The 16,019-nt window shown below is 50.8% G+C and carries 17 protein-coding genes, 1 tRNA gene, 2 pseudogenes and 1 riboswitch; of the genes and pseudogenes, 12 read left to right on the forward strand and 8 right to left on the reverse strand.

Annotation, left to right across the window (positions count from 1 at the left end):
• Positions 1–130 precede the first annotated feature (130 nt).
• The 3 genes and pseudogenes from DXA70_RS00005 to sigG all read left to right on the forward strand — a co-directional run.
• Positions 131–730, forward strand: a pseudogene (locus DXA70_RS00005) (sigma-E processing peptidase SpoIIGA); the annotation flags it as partial.
• Positions 730–1,434 carry a sigma-70 family RNA polymerase sigma factor gene (locus DXA70_RS00010; RefSeq protein WP_199522834.1) on the forward strand — a complete coding sequence of 235 codons (705 nt, stop codon included), beginning with the start codon at positions 730–732 and terminating at the stop codon, positions 1,432–1,434. The pseudogene DXA70_RS00005 and the gene DXA70_RS00010, both read left to right, overlap by 1 nt.
• A 242-nt stretch (positions 1,435–1,676) precedes the next feature.
• Positions 1,677–2,447, forward strand: a complete 771-nt coding sequence (gene sigG, locus DXA70_RS00015) for an RNA polymerase sporulation sigma factor SigG (RefSeq protein ID WP_128117194.1) — start codon at positions 1,677–1,679, stop codon at positions 2,445–2,447.
• A gap of 59 nt (positions 2,448–2,506) precedes the next feature.
• Here the strand turns inward: sigG and DXA70_RS00020 are convergent, their stop codons facing one another.
• Positions 2,507–2,758 (reverse strand): sporulation transcriptional regulator SpoIIID, encoded by a 252-nt coding sequence (locus DXA70_RS00020; RefSeq protein WP_128117195.1) that lies wholly within the window; start codon positions 2,756–2,758, stop codon positions 2,507–2,509.
• 108 nt (positions 2,759–2,866) lie between these two features.
• A riboswitch (TPP riboswitch) is annotated at positions 2,867–2,968 on the forward strand.
• 84 nt (positions 2,969–3,052) lie between these two features.
• Between DXA70_RS00020 and thiT the strand changes: the two genes are divergently transcribed.
• The gene (gene thiT / locus DXA70_RS00025; RefSeq protein ID WP_022256219.1) at positions 3,053–3,625 is read left to right on the forward strand and encodes an energy-coupled thiamine transporter ThiT; all 573 of its coding nucleotides are present in this window, start codon (positions 3,053–3,055) and stop codon (positions 3,623–3,625) included.
• 156 nt (positions 3,626–3,781) lie between these two features.
• A tRNA-Ala gene (locus DXA70_RS00030) sits at positions 3,782–3,854 on the forward strand.
• 398 nt (positions 3,855–4,252) lie between these two features.
• Here DXA70_RS00030 and DXA70_RS00035 read toward each other — a convergent pair.
• Together DXA70_RS00035 and DXA70_RS00040 are read right to left on the reverse strand one after the other, a co-directional pair.
• Positions 4,253–7,234: a glycoside hydrolase family 2 TIM barrel-domain containing protein gene (locus DXA70_RS00035; protein ID WP_128117196.1), complete on the reverse strand. Its 2,982-nt coding sequence runs from the start codon at positions 7,232–7,234 to the stop codon at positions 4,253–4,255.
• A gap of 215 nt (positions 7,235–7,449) precedes the next feature.
• Positions 7,450–8,820 (reverse strand): glycoside-pentoside-hexuronide (GPH):cation symporter, encoded by a 1,371-nt coding sequence (locus DXA70_RS00040; protein WP_128117197.1) that lies wholly within the window; start codon positions 8,818–8,820, stop codon positions 7,450–7,452.
• 249 nt (positions 8,821–9,069) lie between these two features.
• On the opposite strand from DXA70_RS00040, the gene DXA70_RS00045 reads away from it, so the two are divergent.
• The 4 genes from DXA70_RS00045 (at position 9,070) to DXA70_RS00060 (ending at position 10,828) form a co-directional block, all read left to right on the forward strand.
• Complete coding sequence (locus DXA70_RS00045; protein WP_128117198.1) at positions 9,070–9,933, forward strand: AraC family transcriptional regulator; 864 nt, start codon at positions 9,070–9,072, stop codon at positions 9,931–9,933.
• A 33-nt stretch (positions 9,934–9,966) separates the two neighbouring features.
• Positions 9,967–10,218: a maltose acetyltransferase domain-containing protein gene (locus tag DXA70_RS00050; protein ID WP_128117199.1), complete on the forward strand. Its 252-nt coding sequence runs from the start codon at positions 9,967–9,969 to the stop codon at positions 10,216–10,218.
• 82 nt (positions 10,219–10,300) lie between these two features.
• The gene (locus tag DXA70_RS00055) at positions 10,301–10,498 is read left to right on the forward strand and encodes a hypothetical protein (RefSeq protein WP_128117200.1); all 198 of its coding nucleotides are present in this window, start codon (positions 10,301–10,303) and stop codon (positions 10,496–10,498) included.
• 21 nt (positions 10,499–10,519) lie between these two features.
• Positions 10,520–10,828: a hypothetical protein gene (locus tag DXA70_RS00060; RefSeq protein WP_128117201.1), complete on the forward strand. Its 309-nt coding sequence runs from the start codon at positions 10,520–10,522 to the stop codon at positions 10,826–10,828.
• A gap of 44 nt (positions 10,829–10,872) precedes the next feature.
• Here the strand turns inward: DXA70_RS00060 and DXA70_RS13855 are convergent.
• A pseudogene (locus DXA70_RS13855) lies at positions 10,873–10,980 on the reverse strand (DUF6061 family protein); the annotation flags it as partial.
• Between the two features lie 46 nt (positions 10,981–11,026).
• Here DXA70_RS13855 and DXA70_RS00065 point away from each other — a divergent pair.
• Positions 11,027–11,275, forward strand: coding sequence for a hypothetical protein (locus DXA70_RS00065; RefSeq protein WP_055192190.1), 249 nt, complete (start codon positions 11,027–11,029; stop codon positions 11,273–11,275).
• A 141-nt stretch (positions 11,276–11,416) separates the two neighbouring features.
• On the opposite strand, the gene DXA70_RS00070 is transcribed toward DXA70_RS00065, so the two are convergent.
• Together DXA70_RS00070 and DXA70_RS00075 are read right to left on the reverse strand one after the other, a co-directional pair.
• Positions 11,417–12,325 carry a DUF4300 family protein gene (locus DXA70_RS00070; RefSeq protein WP_243000878.1) on the reverse strand — a complete coding sequence of 303 codons (909 nt, stop codon included), beginning with the start codon at positions 12,323–12,325 and terminating at the stop codon, positions 11,417–11,419.
• Between the two features lie 120 nt (positions 12,326–12,445).
• The gene (locus DXA70_RS00075; RefSeq protein WP_128117202.1) at positions 12,446–13,051 is read right to left on the reverse strand and encodes a hypothetical protein; all 606 of its coding nucleotides are present in this window, start codon (positions 13,049–13,051) and stop codon (positions 12,446–12,448) included.
• 4 nt (positions 13,052–13,055) lie between these two features.
• Between DXA70_RS00075 and DXA70_RS00080 the strand changes: the two genes are divergently transcribed.
• Entirely contained in the window at positions 13,056–13,988 is a 933-nt protein-coding gene (locus DXA70_RS00080) for a recombinase family protein (protein ID WP_243000880.1), read from the forward strand.
• Between the two features lie 88 nt (positions 13,989–14,076).
• On the forward strand, positions 14,077–14,778 hold the full coding sequence (locus DXA70_RS00085; protein WP_128117203.1) for a hypothetical protein: 702 nt from the start codon (positions 14,077–14,079) through the stop codon (positions 14,776–14,778).
• 131 nt (positions 14,779–14,909) lie between these two features.
• Here the strand turns inward: DXA70_RS00085 and DXA70_RS00090 are convergent, their stop codons facing one another.
• Together DXA70_RS00090 and DXA70_RS00095 are read right to left on the reverse strand one after the other, a co-directional pair.
• Positions 14,910–15,371, reverse strand: coding sequence for a hypothetical protein (locus tag DXA70_RS00090; protein ID WP_128117204.1), 462 nt, complete (start codon positions 15,369–15,371; stop codon positions 14,910–14,912).
• Positions 15,368–15,838 (reverse strand): hypothetical protein, encoded by a 471-nt coding sequence (locus tag DXA70_RS00095; protein WP_128117205.1) that lies wholly within the window; start codon positions 15,836–15,838, stop codon positions 15,368–15,370. The genes DXA70_RS00090 and DXA70_RS00095 overlap by 4 nt, the downstream gene beginning before the upstream one ends.
• Positions 15,839–16,019 lie beyond the last annotated feature (181 nt).

Here is a 16,019-nt window from a genome sequence, read left to right on the forward strand (position 1 = left end):
CTGCTCTACAAGGGCGGCACCGGGGCGCTGGCCGTGGCCGCGGCCTATGGCTGGCCGGGGTGGCGGGCTTTTGTGCGGCTGCTGGCGTGGTTCTGGCTGCTCAACCTGATGCTCACCGGGGTGGCGGGCTTTTGTGCGGCTGCTGGCGTGGTTCTGGCTGCTCAACCTGATGCTCACCGGGGCGGTGCTGCTGCCCGGGGCCCGGATGGAGGTGAACAACCTCAGCGTCTATCTGCCGCTTTCGCCGGAGGTGCTGCTGGTGAGCGCCGGCTGTGTGTACGGCGGGCTGACGTTGGCCCTCCATCTGCTGGGGGACGGAAAGAAGGCCTGTTTTCCGGCAGAGCTGGAGATAGCGGGCGTGGTGCTCCCTGTCCGGGCGTTCCATGATACCGGGTTTGGGGTGCGGGAGCCGCTCTCCGGCTGCGGGGTGGTGCTGGTACGCTTTGCGGCCGTGGAAGCCCGGCTGCCGCCTGCCTTACGTACTTATTTAAAAGAAACGTTTTCCGGGAGCGGCATCCTGCCCCCGCCGGAGCTGGGAGTGCGGCTCGTCCCCTGCGATACAGTGGCGGGGCACTGCCTGCTGCCTGCCGTCCCGGCGCGGGCGCTGCGTTGGACGGCTCGGGGACGGCAGCAGACACGGCATGGCCTGTATGCCGCCTTTTGTGATACGCCGCCCCCGCCCCCGGGCTGGACGCTGCTGGTGGGGTCGGACGTGATGGAGGGATCATGATGCTTCAAATATTGAAACTGCTGTTTGATCGGCTGTGGGCTGCCCTGGCCTGCCCGGGCGGGGTACACTATGTCTCCGGGGCGCAGAGTCTTCCGCCGCCCCTGACGCCGGAGGAGGAAAAGCAGCTCCTTGCCCGGATGATGGCAGGTGACGCTGCCGCCCGGGATGAGCTCATCACCCACAACCTGCGGCTGGTGGTCTACCTGGCCAAAAAGTACGAGAGCAGCGGGGTGCCGCAGGAGGATATGATCTCCATTGGCACCATCGGGCTCATCAAGGCCGTGAATACGTTCACGCCCGAGCGGAACATCAAGCTGGCAACGTATGCCAGCCGCTGTATCGGGAACGAAATTTTGATGTACCTGCGCAAAAGCTCCAACCGGCGGCAGGAGGCCAGCATTGACGAGCCCCTCAACATTGACGGCGACGGCAACGAGCTGCTGCTTTCGGATGTGCTGGGCAGCGACGAGAACCAGGTGGGCCTCCGGCTGGAGCAGGACGCCGAGCGGGCCACCCTGCGGCGCTCCGTGGAGCGGCTCGGCCCCCGGGAGCGGCAGATCATGGAGCTGCGCTTCGGCCTCGTGGACGGCGTGGAGCGCACCCAGAAAGAGGCCGCCGACGCCATCGGCATCAGCCAGAGTTACATTTCCCGGCTGGAAAAGCGGATCATCCGGGACCTGCGCAAACAGTTAGAAGAAACCTAACCGAGTCCGCAGGGCCCGGCATCCGCCGAAAATGGAAACCTACTCGTTTGGCGTAAACTTGCCCGCCTGCCAAGGGCTCCCCTATTAGGAAAGACTCCCGCCGGGGAGGGTGGCACGAAAGTGCCGAAAGGGGAGTGGCTGGCGAGCGAAGCGAGACTGAGAGGTTTAATTTCCCATGAATGGGATACACCCTCCCCGCCCATACTTCCGGTGAAGTCCAAACGAAACCGGAGGGGCGGGGGATGTACAACAAAGTGGAACTGTGCGGCGTGAACACCGCCGAGCTGCCAATCTTATCCGAGCAGGAAAAGCGCCAGCTGCTGACCCGGGCGCGGGCAGGGGACCAGAGCGCCCGCCAGAGCATGATCGAGGGCAACCTGCGGCTGGTGCTCAGTGTGGTGCAGCGGTTTGCCCAGCGGGGCGAGAACCTGGATGACCTGTTTCAAGTGGGCTGCATCGGGCTCATCAAGGCCATCGACAACTTTGACCCGGCCCAGGAGGTGCGGTTCTCCACCTACGGGGTGCCCATGATCATCGGGGAGATCCGGCGCTTTCTGCGGGACAACAACGCCCTGCGGGTGAGCCGCAGCCTGCGGGATACGGCCTACCGGGCCATGCAGAGCCGGGAGCAGCTGGAAAAGAAACTGGGCCGGGAGCCGACCGTGGAGGAGATCGCCCGGCAGGCCGGGATGTCCCGCCGGGAAGTGGCGGCGGCGCTGGAATCGGTGGTGGAGCCCATCAGCCTCGAGGAGCCGGTCTATACCGATGGCGGGGATGCCATGTATGTTATTGACCAGGTGCGGGACCCGGACGGTGAGGACAGCTGGATCAGCGGGCTGCAGTTCCGGCAGACCGTGGCCGGACTGACCCCGCGGGAGAAGAAGATCATGGAGCTGCGCTACCTCAAGGGCAAGACCCAGATGGAGGTGGCAAAGGAAATCGGCATCAGTCAGGCACAGGTCAGCCGGCTGGAAAAGGCCGCGCTGGGGCAGTTCCGAACCGGGGAAAAATAACAAAACCGGCGTGCAGAGCCCGGAAAGGGCGGACCGCGCGCCGGTTTACTGTGATATTTTCAGGGAGAGTGTTGATATTTACGGCGGGTAGCCGCTCCGCCCCGCAGATGGCGTTCTGCTTTGTTGCGGGCCAGCACAGCCTGCACCTGAGCGAACAACTCTGGACTGACCGCCCGCAGGCGGGTGGAGACGTCTTTGTGGACGGTGGATTTGCTGCACCCAAAGGCCTGCGCGGCGCCCCGCACCGTGGCATGGTGCGCGACGATGTATTCGCCCAGCTGGACTGCCCGCTGTTCCGGATCTCCTTTCATGGCCAACGCCTCCTGCCCTGAATTGCTTACTAGAAAATATGCGGCCCGGGGCGGCAATATGTCTGCCGGGGCTTGACATTTGCCCTGCAGCGGATATACTGGAACTGGACATAAAAACAGGGGCGCCGAAAGGCTGAGATCTGCACGTGGCAGAGTACCCTCGAACCTGATCCGGGTAATGCCGGCGTAGGTAGTTTGCGGAAAGTCCGGATTTTTCACAAACAGCCCATGCGCCTGCGGAATGCGGGCGCGTTTTTGTTTTTGTGTACTACTTATAAGAGAAGAGGAATCTCTATGTCGAAAACCTACTCCAAGACCCGTATCCTGGTGGAGTGCGCTCTGATGATCGCCATTGGCACGGTGCTGTCCAACATCAAGATCTTCACCATGCCCAACGGCGGCTCTGTTACCCTGCTGAGTATGCTGCCGTTCGTGCTGGTGTCGTTCCGTCACGGCGTCAAGTGGGGCCTGTTCACGGGTCTGGTCAATGGCTGCCTGCAGATGCTGCTGGGCTTCTGGGCACCTCCGACCCCGACGTTCATCTATTTCCTGGGCGAAGTGCTGCTGGACTATCTGGTGGCCTTTATGGCACTGGGCATGGCAGAGCTGTTTGCCCGTCCGTTCAAGAACCGGATGGTCGGCGTGGCCGTGGGTACCGCTGTGGCAGGCTTCCTGCGGTTTATGTGCAGCTTCCTGTCCGGTGTCCTTGTCTGGGGCAACCTGAGCGACGGCCTGAGCGCCTGGACATACAGCCTGGTGTATAACGCCAGCTACATGCTGCCCGAAACGCTCATCACCGTGGTAGGCGCTGTGCTGCTGATCCGTGTTGCACCGCAGATCTTTGACCGCCAGTACGCCAAGGCCTGATGGCATAGAAAACGGAATGAACCATAAAAATCTCCGCCGGAGCTGTAGATGTGCCCTGGCGGAGATTTTTTGTACAGAAAGTTTGTAAAAACCGTTGACAAGTCTGACTTTGCCTGCTATAATTACTAGCGTCGTCACGGACGACAACAAACATCTGGGGGTTTAGCTCAGCTGGGAGAGCGCTTGCATGGCATGCAAGAGGTCACCGGTTCGATCCCGGTAATCTCCATATAAAAAGCACTGTACTTCGTAGGAAGTATGGTGCTTTTCTTTTTGCTGAAGCCGATTTTTTTGGGGGGACTGCATTGCTTCGCCTGCACCGTTTTCAGGCTTTTGCAGGCGGTTTCGATACAACCCCCAACTTTTGACTTTACACCATTTTCAAAAAGGAATGGTTGCCGCCCGGCTTTTCAGCAGGCTGCCGCATCATCCCTTTCAATGTACGGCGTAAGGTCGAAATTGAAAGTAATGTTGAGCTGATACCCACGATAAACATCTACCCTGCGGATAAGCTGATGCCGCTGCAGCCGTTGATTTTTTGATACCAAAAAAGACACCCTCGCTTTTGATAGGAATCTCATGCAGGGATGTCCTTATCTCAACGCGAAGGTGTCTTAATAACGAGGGTCAGATGCCACGGAACGTAAAGGTGAACTCCACAGGCTTGGTCACATCAGGAATATACTCCGGGTGGACATTGGCACCCCAGCTGTCATCACCGCCAACGCCCATCTGCTCGCCGATGGCACGAATCACCGTGTAATGGACCGGGGGCAGCTCGTAGGGGTGCTTGGCACTCTCCATTTCATGGGGAGTGTAGGGCAGCGCAGAGAAGAACATGGGCTTTGCGGCATCTGCGGTAAACAGCAGCCCGCGACCCTTGCGGTCCACTACCTTTGCCCAGCGCACAGCGGTCTTTGCGCCGCACTCCTGCGGCACAAGGTACTGCGCCATATTGTCTGCGACCTTGTTCTGGTAAATGCCCAGCTTTGCACCATGCTGGCGATCCCAGTAGGTCTCCGCAGGGCCGTTTCCGTACCACTCTACCGTGTCGTAGTCAGCGTCGATCTTGAACAGTACGCCGAACTCCGGCATTGCTGCAAGTCCTTCCACCGGGTCATAGTGCAGGGTGGTCTGGATGCGGCCATCACCGAACACACGGTACTGCAGGCTGCACTCTGCTGCGGGGCTGGTCTGGAGGTTATAGAGATAGGTCACGACCACGCTGTCGGCTTCCATCTCGCAGGTGGGGTTCTGGAGGATGGTGCCGCCATGAACAGACGGGATCTCCTTGCCGATGCCCTTGGCGGTAGCGTACAGGCTTGCCAGCTTCCACTGACCGCGAACGCCGCCCATGTTGTTGCCGCAGTCGTTGTCGGTGGGAGCGCGCCAGAAGTTGGGACGGGGGATCTCCTGAATCATCTCCTTGTCGGCATAGCGGTAGGAAGTCAGACCGCCGTTCAGATCGGAGAACAAAACATCGAAATTCTCACCACGGACACCGATGTTGTGTGTACCGTGCGTAACGGTAAACGGCGTGACCTTCTTGCTGGGAACGGAACGGACCACAGCGATCACACCCTGCCCAAAGGCGACTTCATGACCTTTCTTTGCCCAGCTGGTGTCCTCCTTCAAACGGAAGCTGATGGTCACTGCATATTCACCGGGGAGCGCAGGAACCATAAACGGCAGCGGGAAGCTGGAACGCTCTTCGGGAGCAACATCAATATTGGTCAGTTCCTGCTGCTGATACAACTTTCCATCCCGGTGCAGCAGTGCAACGCAGTCGAAAGCATCCGTAGAGGTGAACAGGTTCTTATTCCAGACTTCAAAGCCAGAGTTGTCGATGGAGACGGCGATGTTCTGATAGCAGAACTTGACCTCCTGCATCTTGGGAGAAGGAGCACGATCACCACCGTAGGCAATGCCGTTTCCGCTGAAATTATAGTCGGTAGGACGCTCACCGAAGTCGCCGCCGTAGGCTTGGAACCACTTGCCGTAGCGGTCTTTTTTCCAGATGGACTGGTCGATGTAATCCCAGATGAAGCCGCCCTGATAGCCGCAGTCCTTCTGGTCGGCAAGTTCCGTGTACTTGTGCAAAGCACCGTTGGAGTTGCCCATAGCATGAGAGTATTCGCACTCGATATAAGGCCGCTTATCGCCCTGTGCCAGATACTCTTTAATGTCCTTGACCGTGCTGTACATATGGCTCTCGATATCGGTGGTTTCGAGGAAGCGGGGATCATTGACCACACCTTCGTAATGCACCAGACGGGTGTCATCAAAGCGGCGGACCATCTCTGCCATCTGGAGCAGGGTCTCACCACCAAACGATTCGTTGCCCAGAGACCAGATCAGAACAGCAGGATGGTTTTTGTCACGCTGGTAAGTGGAATTCATGCGGTCAAACAGGACGGCTTTCCACTCCGGCTTATCATTGGGCAAAACGCCCTCGATGCCGCAAATGCCCGCCTGATGGATGTCCCATGTGCCATGGGATTCCAGATTGTTCTCTGCGATCAGATACAGACCGTACTCGTCGCACAGGTCGTACAGTGCATCCTGATTCTGGTAATGGCTGGTGCGGATGGCATTGATGTTGTTCTGCTTCATGGTGATGATGTCCCGAAGCAGTTCCTCATGGGTGTGTACGCCCACAGCACGACCCGTAATGGAGCTGAACTCATGACGGTTGGCACCCTTGAACACGATGCGCTTGCCGTTGAGCAGCATCCGATTGTTCTTCAACTCGAACTTGCGGAAACCGATTTTCTGCCCGGTCACCTCTACCAGATGGCCTGCATCGTCCAGCAGCTCGATTTCCAGTTCATACAGAGCCGGGTCCTCTGCACTCCACAGGTGGGGGTTCTCCACCGCATGGCTGAATAGCGCAGAGCCGCCGTTCAGCGGGATTTTTTCGGAGAACACTTCCAGTTCACTGCGGCGCAGGGTCAGACGGGCTGCGCCCTTACCCTCCACCTGCAATGCAACTTCCAGCGTGGAATGAGTAAAATCATCCCCGGCAAACAGCGTTTTGACGGATACATCTTCCAGATGCACGGTGGGGATGGCGTACAGCCACACGCTGCGGAAGATGCCGGAGAAGCGGAAGAAGTCCTGATCTTCGCACCAGCTGGAGGAAGTCCACTTGAACACCTGCACAGCAAGTTTGTTCACGCCCGGCTGGAGATAGGGAGTCAGATCGAATGCGTGTGCGGAGAAGCTGTCCTCGGTGTAACCCACATAAGACCCGTTCAGCCAAAGAGCCATGCCGCTTTCCACACCCTCGAACTCGATGTGGATGGGCTTGCCCTCCATGGATTCCGGCAGCTCGAAGTATTTCACATAGCTTGCCACCGGATTGAACCGCTGCGGGATCTCACCCGGCTGTACTTCTTCACGGCCATCCCACGGATACTGAACATTCGCGTACTGGGGAATGTCGTAGCCCTCCATCTGGATGTGTGCCGGAACATGAATGTCGTCCCAACCGCTGCAATCGTAATCCGTCTTTTCAAAGCCGGGGATGGCACTGGTGTAGTTCTTTGCGTAGGCGAATTTCCAGATACCGTCCAGCTCATCGCAAGCGAAGATTCTCCTGCTAGATATTCTTCGCGGGAAGCATAGGTGCGGAAACTTGCATGAGCATTCAGCACGTTGTCCTTGAAAAAGGTGGGGTCTTTTACTTTTGCAAAATCAAATGCAGCCATAGTATTTCCTCATTTACCTTTTATAATTTTATAATCTTTCTCCAGCCTCCCCGGAGGAATCGCTGGATTCCTCCGGGGAACAGCAGATGAAGGAGAAATGATAATGGCTTGTTATCAGACTGCTGCACGCAGCTTTTCATTTGCTTCTTCGACCTTCATACGAGAGAGAATGAAGGTGATGATGGCATCCAGAGCAAACGGAATCACAAGATACATGATCTTCAGCATCGAGATGCAGGATTCGGGCTGGACAGCCAGCGCACGATCGAAATGGCTTGCAGCCAGCAGCCAGCCGGTGATGGCAGTACCCAGACCGCCGCCCAGCTTCACACCGAGAGAAGTGCAGGAGTACATCGTGCCATCCACGCGCTTATGCTTCGTCAGCCAAGTATATTCCGAGCAAGCAGCAATCGCAGCGTTCATATCGCCCTGCCAAGGACCCTGACCAAGAGCTGCGATTGCAGTAAAGAGCAGCATCAAGGTCACATTGCCGCTGCCCATGTAACCAGCTACAGCGACCAGTGCACGGGCAACGGTTGCCAGAGTATAGCTCATGACGTTCAGCTGATACATTCCATTCCACTTTGCAACCAAGGTCGGGGTGAACACCAGTGCGATGATCAGAGGGATGTTGATTGCCCAAGAGAATACACCGAACAGATTCTGGTTGCCAAGGATGTAGGTTGCATAGTAGGTGCCCATGCTGATCATGGCACCGTAGATCTGCTGCAAAATGTAGGTGACGCAAATCATCATATAATATTTGTTACCAGCAAGCAGCTTTGCAGCCTGAACCAGATTGTACTTTTCGTCCTGCTCGATTTCCTTTTTGTCGGTGGTATCCACCAACTCGCCTTCCGGCAGTTCCTTCACGGAGAAAACGGAGAGGGTGTTGACAAGCAGACCGATGATGGCGTAGATGATTGCAACAGTGCGCCAACCGGCAGCACCACCGCCCAATGTCGTAACAGCACCCAGCGTGATGGACTGGATGAGCAGGCTGGTGGCAAAGGCGAACATGAAACGCCAAGAACCCATCTCGACCTGTTCGGCACTGTTCTTCGTGATGAGAGCAGTCAGTGCAGAGTAAGCAATGTTGTTGGCAGTGTAGAATACAGCGTTCAGCAGAGTATATGCGATCAGGAACCATGCGTACTGTGCAAACTGTCCCAGATTGGTCGGGATGGCGAAAATTGCCACCAGCGTAATGGCACAGCCAATGTAGCCGTACAGCATCCACGGACGGGCTTTACCCATCTTAGAGTGCGTTTTGTCAATCAAAGAACCAAAGAAAATGTCCGTCACACCGTCCAGCAGTTTGGAAACTGCAATCAGAGTGCCGACAATACCGGGGTTCAGGCCAACGGTGTTGGTCAGATAGATCATGACGAAGGAGGACAGGAATGCATACACCACGTTGCCTGCAATATCACCTGAACCATAGCCGACTTTATTATACCACTTTAGATAACGTTTCTCAGTCATTGTGCTTTCTCCCATCTTGCTTGCTTTGTGTGGGCGCGACCAATCTGCTGCGCACTTCAGACTGGAATTCTCGTTACGCAAGTTGCCCAAATCTCTTGCGTTTCGTCTGAAAATATTATAGAATCTAATGGAGCGAAAAGATATAGACAAGATGGAACAAAATATGCACAAAATCAAAGAGTTTGTAATTTTTTGATAGAACATTTCCCAAATCACTGCAAAATCTCTGAAGACGAGGAGGACGCAGGGATGTATTTCAACTCAGGATATTTGAACAACTCCCGTTTGGATTTCAAAGACTACTCAAAGCCGCTGGTCGTAGGCAGTTGCGGCACTTATCGCTTGAAAAAACGCCCTAAGCTACCTACTTTTTGGGCAAAGGGTCGCAGAGACTATCAAATCCTCTATGTGGCATCTGGTAAAGCACACTTCTGGTTCGATGGTGTTGAGGAAGTGGTGACTTCTGGACACATGGTGCTTTATCAGCCGAAAGAAATCCAGAAGTATGTCTACTATGTAGAAGATCATCCAGAGGTGTTCTGGATTCACTTTACAGGATATGATGTCAAAAACGTCCTGAACTATCACGGAATCCCCTTGGACAAGCACGTTTTTTACAGCGGCACACTGCCGGATTACAAAATGCTGTTCCGAAAGATCATCCGGGAACTGCAACAATGTGAATATGGCTATGAAGACTATATTGCTTCTCTCTTCAACATCATTCTGCTTTTAGTAAGCAGACAACAGCAGGAAAGCGAGAAAACAACTACAAGCATCCCCGAAGAAATCGAAGCCGCCGTTGCCTACTTTAACGAGAATTATAATACAAAGGTCAGTGTGGACGATTACGCAGAATCGCTGCATATCAGTACGAACTGGTTTATCCGTAATTTTAAGCAGTACATGAAAATAAGCCCTGCACAATACATCCTGTCCCTTCGGATGGTAAATGCACAAAGCTTATTGGAGAACACCGAATACAATATTGGAGAAATTGCAGAGATCGTAGGGTATGATAACCCACTCTATTTTAGCCGGGTATTCAAGAAAGAGTATGGTGTCAGTCCGGCACAGTACCGAAAGAATCTGGAAGAATCTACTGAAAAATGAGAAAGATTCCTTATAAATAAGGAGAGTAGAACCATGCCGATAAAAAATGCGATCCACAGCCAACAAGTCTACGACCCAACGGATGAATCCATCATGGCAGAGCAGGAACTTTGCATGGAGCGGCTGTATGATTATAATCATACCCGCCCTTCCGAACACGCAAAACGGGCGCAGCTTTTGAAAGAAATGCTTGCAGAGTGCGGCGCAGGCTGCTGGATTGAACCGCCGTTTCACGCCAACTGGGGTGGAAAGCACGTTCACATGGGCGATTTTTTGTTAAGATAGATAAAAACAGAAAATCTTGCAACAAACCAGTGATTTGCTGCGTTATCTGGATAAAAGGGTTTATAGAGAGGAGCCGAAGATAGTGAAAAAACTGGTAGTAGACGTTGGTAGTATGCTAGTTGTGCAGTATTTGATATTTTTCTTTGTTGAAATAAGATTAGGGGAACAAGCGACCTTTACAAAGTTTATAACTAACAATTATATCCTTACTTTTTGGATAATTTATCTTGCAAGTCGGATTGTGAATTACAAAATTAAAAAGCCCCGCAATGAGAAATAAATCTAAAAAGGAGCGTTTCGGATGAGAGCAAGAAAAATTGTGTTAATGTTTGCGGTAATAGCGGTGCTACTAATATTAATATTGGGCAGGCCAATAATGACTGATGCTCCACAAATTATGGGCAGTAAAGAAATTGAAGACGCACTTAATGCAGCATCCGAATTAGATGAGCAAAATGTTGTTCGTGTTGATATTCCAGACGGAAATGGCGGGTATAAAACGTTACAAGGAGAGGAAGCTAGAGAACATTATAGCAAAGCAGTAGAGCAAACACAAAAAGAGCTTTTAGATGATTTATACAAAGAAAACTCAAAGGAATCGATTAAATGAATGATAGAGGACTGTTGTTTTGCCTTGGATATTTTAATTAAAGGTCAATTTTCTACTCTGCCATGGTTGAAGCCGAGCGAGAGATGATGCTCAATCTCACTACCCAGCACAAGCTGGGCATACTCCAAAGGCTTATCACATAATAGCCAGTCCCCAGCTCCAAAACTACTTTTAGAGGGTATACAAGGAGGTCTCTTTATGTTAGAACATTTTTTCAAATCTCTGGTTGCAACAGTTTCTGACCCTTACCAATGCAATCGCATCACGGATGCGTTGGCAGCAGCTGGAATTAAATTCTATTGCAAATCCAAAGATGTCAATCGGCATAACACATTTGACCAAGCGAGAATTGGAACTCTCGGCATAAAACCGAGGTATGTCACAGAGGTGTTTGTGGACAAAGAAAATGCTGATATGGCTCTGCACATTATACATACCCTGTCATAAACCCGGAGTTCCCCTGCAAACCAAACATTCCGATATATAAAAAGGACGCTGCCGCCTCTGGGTGAGAGGTTGCAGCGTCCTTTTGACATCAGAGGGCGAATGATCTGTCAGACCGAACGGTTCTCAGTAAATTGGATGCTTTTAACTTGCATTTTCCTGATTTTCAAGAATGCGCCAGCCGTCCATCAGGTCTGAATTTTCCATAATAAAGGTGTGGGCGGTATCCTGTCCCCACGAGTTGTCGTATTTCAGCATCAGATAATCGCTCAACTCGGTTCGATTTTTGAACTTCAACAAGCGATACGGCTCCTGAAAAGCAACCTTTTCGACAAAATATACCGCATCCGATGTGGGAAGCATAACGCCGACATGACCGATCATAAGAGAATTGTCCGTTTCAGAGAACTGGTCGTGCAGAACCACGGAGACGAGACGGATCTTATCATCTTCCACGAAGGAGAGGCCGCGTTTCTTCCATTCCTGCTGAATCGTTTTCAAATGGGTAGGAATATCGGTCGTATTGGTGGTTTTGACCGGGGCGAACAGCGCATCAAACTTTTGCCGTTCATCGCCGCAAAGGGATTCCGGGTCAGAATCCAGTGTTTCATAGTCCATAAACAGGGTGTCCTCGGCTGAGTCAAGGTCTGCCTTGCCCGTGACAGTGATAAAATCACCGAACAGCCCACAAGCGGTAATCCGACAGTTCCAGCCGGGGAAGGTGTCATATTTTTCCGTCCATGCGTCCTGCATGGAGTAAGGATCGTATTTCAGATCCGAAGGCTTGGCATTTTCAAACCCTGTGGTGAGCCATGCCGGGTCCACAGCATTGTTGAACTTTTGCACATGATCAAAGAAGGTCTGTATCCGCAGGTCGGATACGCCGGCATCCTGCAAAAGTTTGGAAAGAAGATCCTGTGTATCCGAATCTGCTAAATTGGAGTATTCGATTTGCTGAAGGACGGGCTGAGAGGTTTTTTGAGTGCAGCCCACTGCCAGAAACGCACTGCAAAAAAGTGCAGCGGTGCAGACAAGAAAAGTTCGACGTTTCAAAAATGGTCACCTCGTTGTGTTTTTCGGAAAATTTCTTTGAGTGCCGGAGTCTCCACCATAGGCGAAGAGAGCAATGATGGAGGTTTCGTAACGAATGGTATCACAGATAAACAAAAAAAATCAATGACTTCTGTCGTATTTGACCATATATAATGTTGCAGTATCCATATCCCATACGGCTAACGCCCATGGTGGGAAAGACAATGCGGCAGTTTTCTGAACGATTTTCTTCATGTCGGACACAACAGGAGTATACCCAAGTTGGAATAAGAATTTTCCGTTTTTTCCGAATGGAAGGTTCAAATCGCTTTCTGAATAGACGGAGAATATCGACTTGCGAAGTACGATACGGCAATCCCATAGATCTCTCCATGCTGCGGTGGGAGCCTGAAGAAAAGCCTCGTCTACATTATAATAGGCCGCAATCGTGATGTGTGTGTGACTTTCCTCCGTATAAGATTTGTAGAGCCAGGAAGACCGATAGGGCATCTTTTCCAGACCGATTTCACATAGATAATGCTGCTCCTCAGAGATGTGTTTTTTCTTTTTCATACATTCCATCGTTTGTATAACGGCAGGCAGATGTTCTTCGGCGGGGCTTCTTCCAAGAAAAATCACTCGTGAAGATTGAAACGGGAGTTTTACGGTACGCAGTGCCAGCAAGCAATGCAGACGTATATACATCTGCTTATTTTGATTTGCAAAATACTTGTTGGGAAATCCCAAACCCTTGAACTGCATCCCGTGGATGGATATGATTTGCCATGGACTGGAAGCAGATGGCATCCTGACCGGGGCAGGGAACAGGAAGTGGCACACCAGCACCATCAAGAGGATTCTGACCAATGAGAAGTACATTGGCGACGCTTTGCTTCAGAAGACCTGCACTATCGATATCCTGAACAAGACCCGTGTGGCCAATAACGGCATCGCACCTCAGTATTATGTAGAAGATGACCATGAGGCCATTATCCCCAAGGAAATCTACATGAAGGTGCAGGAAGAACTGGTACGCCGCAGGAATGTGCAGGCCAGCCCCAGTGGGAAGAAACGGATGTACAGCTGCACGCATTGTTTTTCACAGGTGGTGGTCTGCGGAAACTGCGGAGAGGTGTTCAAGCGCATCCACTGGAACAACCACGGCTGCCGTTCCATTGTCTGGCGGTGCGCAAGCAGGCTGGAACAGGGTGGTGGGGTCTGTAATGCCAGAACAGTCAACGAAAAAGAACTTGAACAGGTCATTTTGAGAGCCTTGAATGAAATGCTGAGTGCGAAGACTACATACAAGGAACAGCTCCAGAAGAATCTGATGCTTGTGCTGCGGAATGATACCTCTGCCCAGAAAGACCGCATTGCGGAACGGTTGCTGGTGCTCCAACAGGAACTGTTGAACCGTGCCAACAATCGTGAAGCCTACGATGATGTTGCCGAGGAGATTTTCCACCTGCGCGAACTGCAACGGCAAACCGATTCCGATGAAACCACCAAGGCAATCCAGATGGAGCTCATCAAGGAGTTGCAGGATTTTATTGGACAGCAGAGAAATGAGTTGACCGAGTTTGATGAAAAGCTGGTCAAGCGCTGGCTCCGGCAAATCATGGTCTGGGATGACCACTACACCGTGGAACTGAAGTCCGGACTGAGTATTGATGTGCCTGCGTGAAAAAATGTGCTTCTTGACGTTCTGTGAAATGCCAGATATAATGATAATAAGTTGAATAACGTATTATGTTAGTAGGAGGTTTTGGAATATGTTGGAAGAGCAAGTTGCTACATTGACGGGAATTTTGAAAAATGAAGATATTAAAAAGTACGCTGGGGATTCATTTTACAATCTTATCAAAGTGGTGCTCTTTCATGATAATGGAGCTGCCATGGATAGTGTTAGAGATGTGAAAGACATTGTTTTCCACATACCGACTGCACTGTTCTGGGATAAGATGCAAAGGTATTTGTATGGCACATTTAAGTCCTTTGATGAACAGGTTGAAATGTCAAATAAGTTCAGTGGGGATAATGTCGATTACAGTGTTTTTGTAAAAAGGCAAATGCAACTGATAGATAAAATTGACGAGGATGCAAAGGTTGATTGTTTTGCTAATCTTACGAGGTGCTTTTTGTTGACCGAAATGAATGTCGCGTTGTATTATAAGTTGGCAAACTTTCTTAATCTATGCACATCAGAAGAACTGAATTATATTAAAGACTTCGGCAAGGACGAGAAATCAAACTTGAATGTGATGATAGCCTCGTTGTATCAGTATGGATTGTTTGAACAAGATGGGGCGTATTATGTACTATCAGATTTTGGCAAAGCACTAAAAGCGGATAGCTTAAATTTTGATGAACCTGCAATGTGCAGAAACAGGATACTAACTTACGACCAAATGGAACCGTTAAATATTGCAGATCCTATAAGTGTAGATGAAATTCAGGAAATTATGAATATGTGAGGAGGATTCTCGCAGGATGAGAATTGTATAAGTTGATAAAATGATAAACCGCCAGTGTACCATGTGATAGATTTCACATGATACGCTGGCGGCGTTTTTGCGTTAGTAAGTATAAGCCGATAGAACTCCATTTACAATTTGGGTCTAATAAGTAATGTGCTGCCAAACATAACAAAAATAATAGCTGCGCCCATGAATTCAAAAAGGCGTTTATGAGAATTGTTTAGCTGTTCTTTTTGAAATTCTCGGCTGGCTGCGTTTTCACGGGCTGTCGATTCAGCAATTGTACGCATAGTCTTTAGAATTTCATCCCGATGTTCTTGTGAAAGACCTTCTCTTTGAAGTTCACACTCGCAAGCAGCAAGCACACGATAATTCTGATTTTGCACTCTTGTGGTTGATGCGATGTTGGCTGATAACGCACGTTTTGCATTTATACGCTCATCTTTTGCAGAGTTGATTACTTCATCCATAATCATACTTAGCGGATTGTTCTCTGTCAGGTGGTATGGAAACGGAATAAAATCGGTGGGGCGTGGCTCCGTTAATATGCCGGGTTCGTTACTATCTGAAATTATGCTTTCGGTTGTCATGCTTTTTCCTCCTCGACATTTATTTGCTCAAATTCATATGCTCCAATAGGATATTCTGAGATAACGCCATTCACATGCAAATGACGATGACATTCCGGACATTCAATATCGGTGGTATCGAAGATATGCTCACAGCGGTATCCCATGGGTTCTTCAGAATCCTGTTCATCACTGTAGTCGGAGAAGTCGACAACAAACTCTTCGCCACAATCGGCGTAAGGACATTTTATTAGCCGTTGCTGACTTATATGGTCTACGGACCAACCCGATGCCGCTGCATTAGTATTTATTATGTGCTCTTTAACTTCAACCGCCTTATAATAACTGAGCAAAGCTTTTCGGAACACTTCGGATTTTGCCTGACCTGTCAACTTGCTAGCACATGTAAGCATCCGATCTTCTTCAGCATTTAAACGAACTTTATAAACTAGATCTCTTGTGGTTTCCTTTTTAGGTCTGCCCCTCATGCCTATCACCTCGATTTTATGTGGGCACAATAATTATAGCAGACTAAATAACTATAGTCAATATTTGTGGGCACAAAAAATAACTGCCGGTGTACGAGAAACCAAATACACTGGCGGTCTTTTCTATATCTAAAATCTTCTTGACATCTAAATCCTACACTGGATACCCCAAGATACCTGA

This window comes from Faecalibacterium sp. OF04-11AC, assembly GCF_003460645.1.
Lineage (GTDB): Bacteria > Bacillota > Clostridia > Oscillospirales > Ruminococcaceae > Faecalibacterium > Faecalibacterium prausnitzii_I.

Coding starts and splice junctions, on each gene's coding strand:
- DXA70_RS00085 (WP_128117203.1), top strand. CDS start 14,077: ATGTTGGAAGAGCAAGTTGCTACATTGACGGGAATTTTGAAAAATGAA.
- DXA70_RS00045 (WP_128117198.1), top strand. CDS start 9,070: ATGTATTTCAACTCAGGATATTTGAACAACTCCCGTTTGGATTTCAAA.
- DXA70_RS00060 (WP_128117201.1), top strand. CDS start 10,520: ATGAGAGCAAGAAAAATTGTGTTAATGTTTGCGGTAATAGCGGTGCTA.
- DXA70_RS00090 (WP_128117204.1), bottom strand. CDS start 15,371: ATGACAACCGAAAGCATAATTTCAGATAGTAACGAACCCGGCATATTA.
- DXA70_RS00040 (WP_128117197.1), bottom strand. CDS start 8,820: ATGACTGAGAAACGTTATCTAAAGTGGTATAATAAAGTCGGCTATGGT.
- thiT (WP_022256219.1), top strand. CDS start 3,053: ATGTCGAAAACCTACTCCAAGACCCGTATCCTGGTGGAGTGCGCTCTG.
- DXA70_RS00095 (WP_128117205.1), bottom strand. CDS start 15,838: ATGAGGGGCAGACCTAAAAAGGAAACCACAAGAGATCTAGTTTATAAA.
- DXA70_RS00065 (WP_055192190.1), top strand. CDS start 11,027: ATGTTAGAACATTTTTTCAAATCTCTGGTTGCAACAGTTTCTGACCCT.
- sigG (WP_128117194.1), top strand. CDS start 1,677: ATGTACAACAAAGTGGAACTGTGCGGCGTGAACACCGCCGAGCTGCCA.
- DXA70_RS00010 (WP_199522834.1), top strand. CDS start 730: ATGCTTCAAATATTGAAACTGCTGTTTGATCGGCTGTGGGCTGCCCTG.
- DXA70_RS00020 (WP_128117195.1), bottom strand. CDS start 2,758: ATGAAAGGAGATCCGGAACAGCGGGCAGTCCAGCTGGGCGAATACATC.
- DXA70_RS00050 (WP_128117199.1), top strand. CDS start 9,967: ATGCCGATAAAAAATGCGATCCACAGCCAACAAGTCTACGACCCAACG.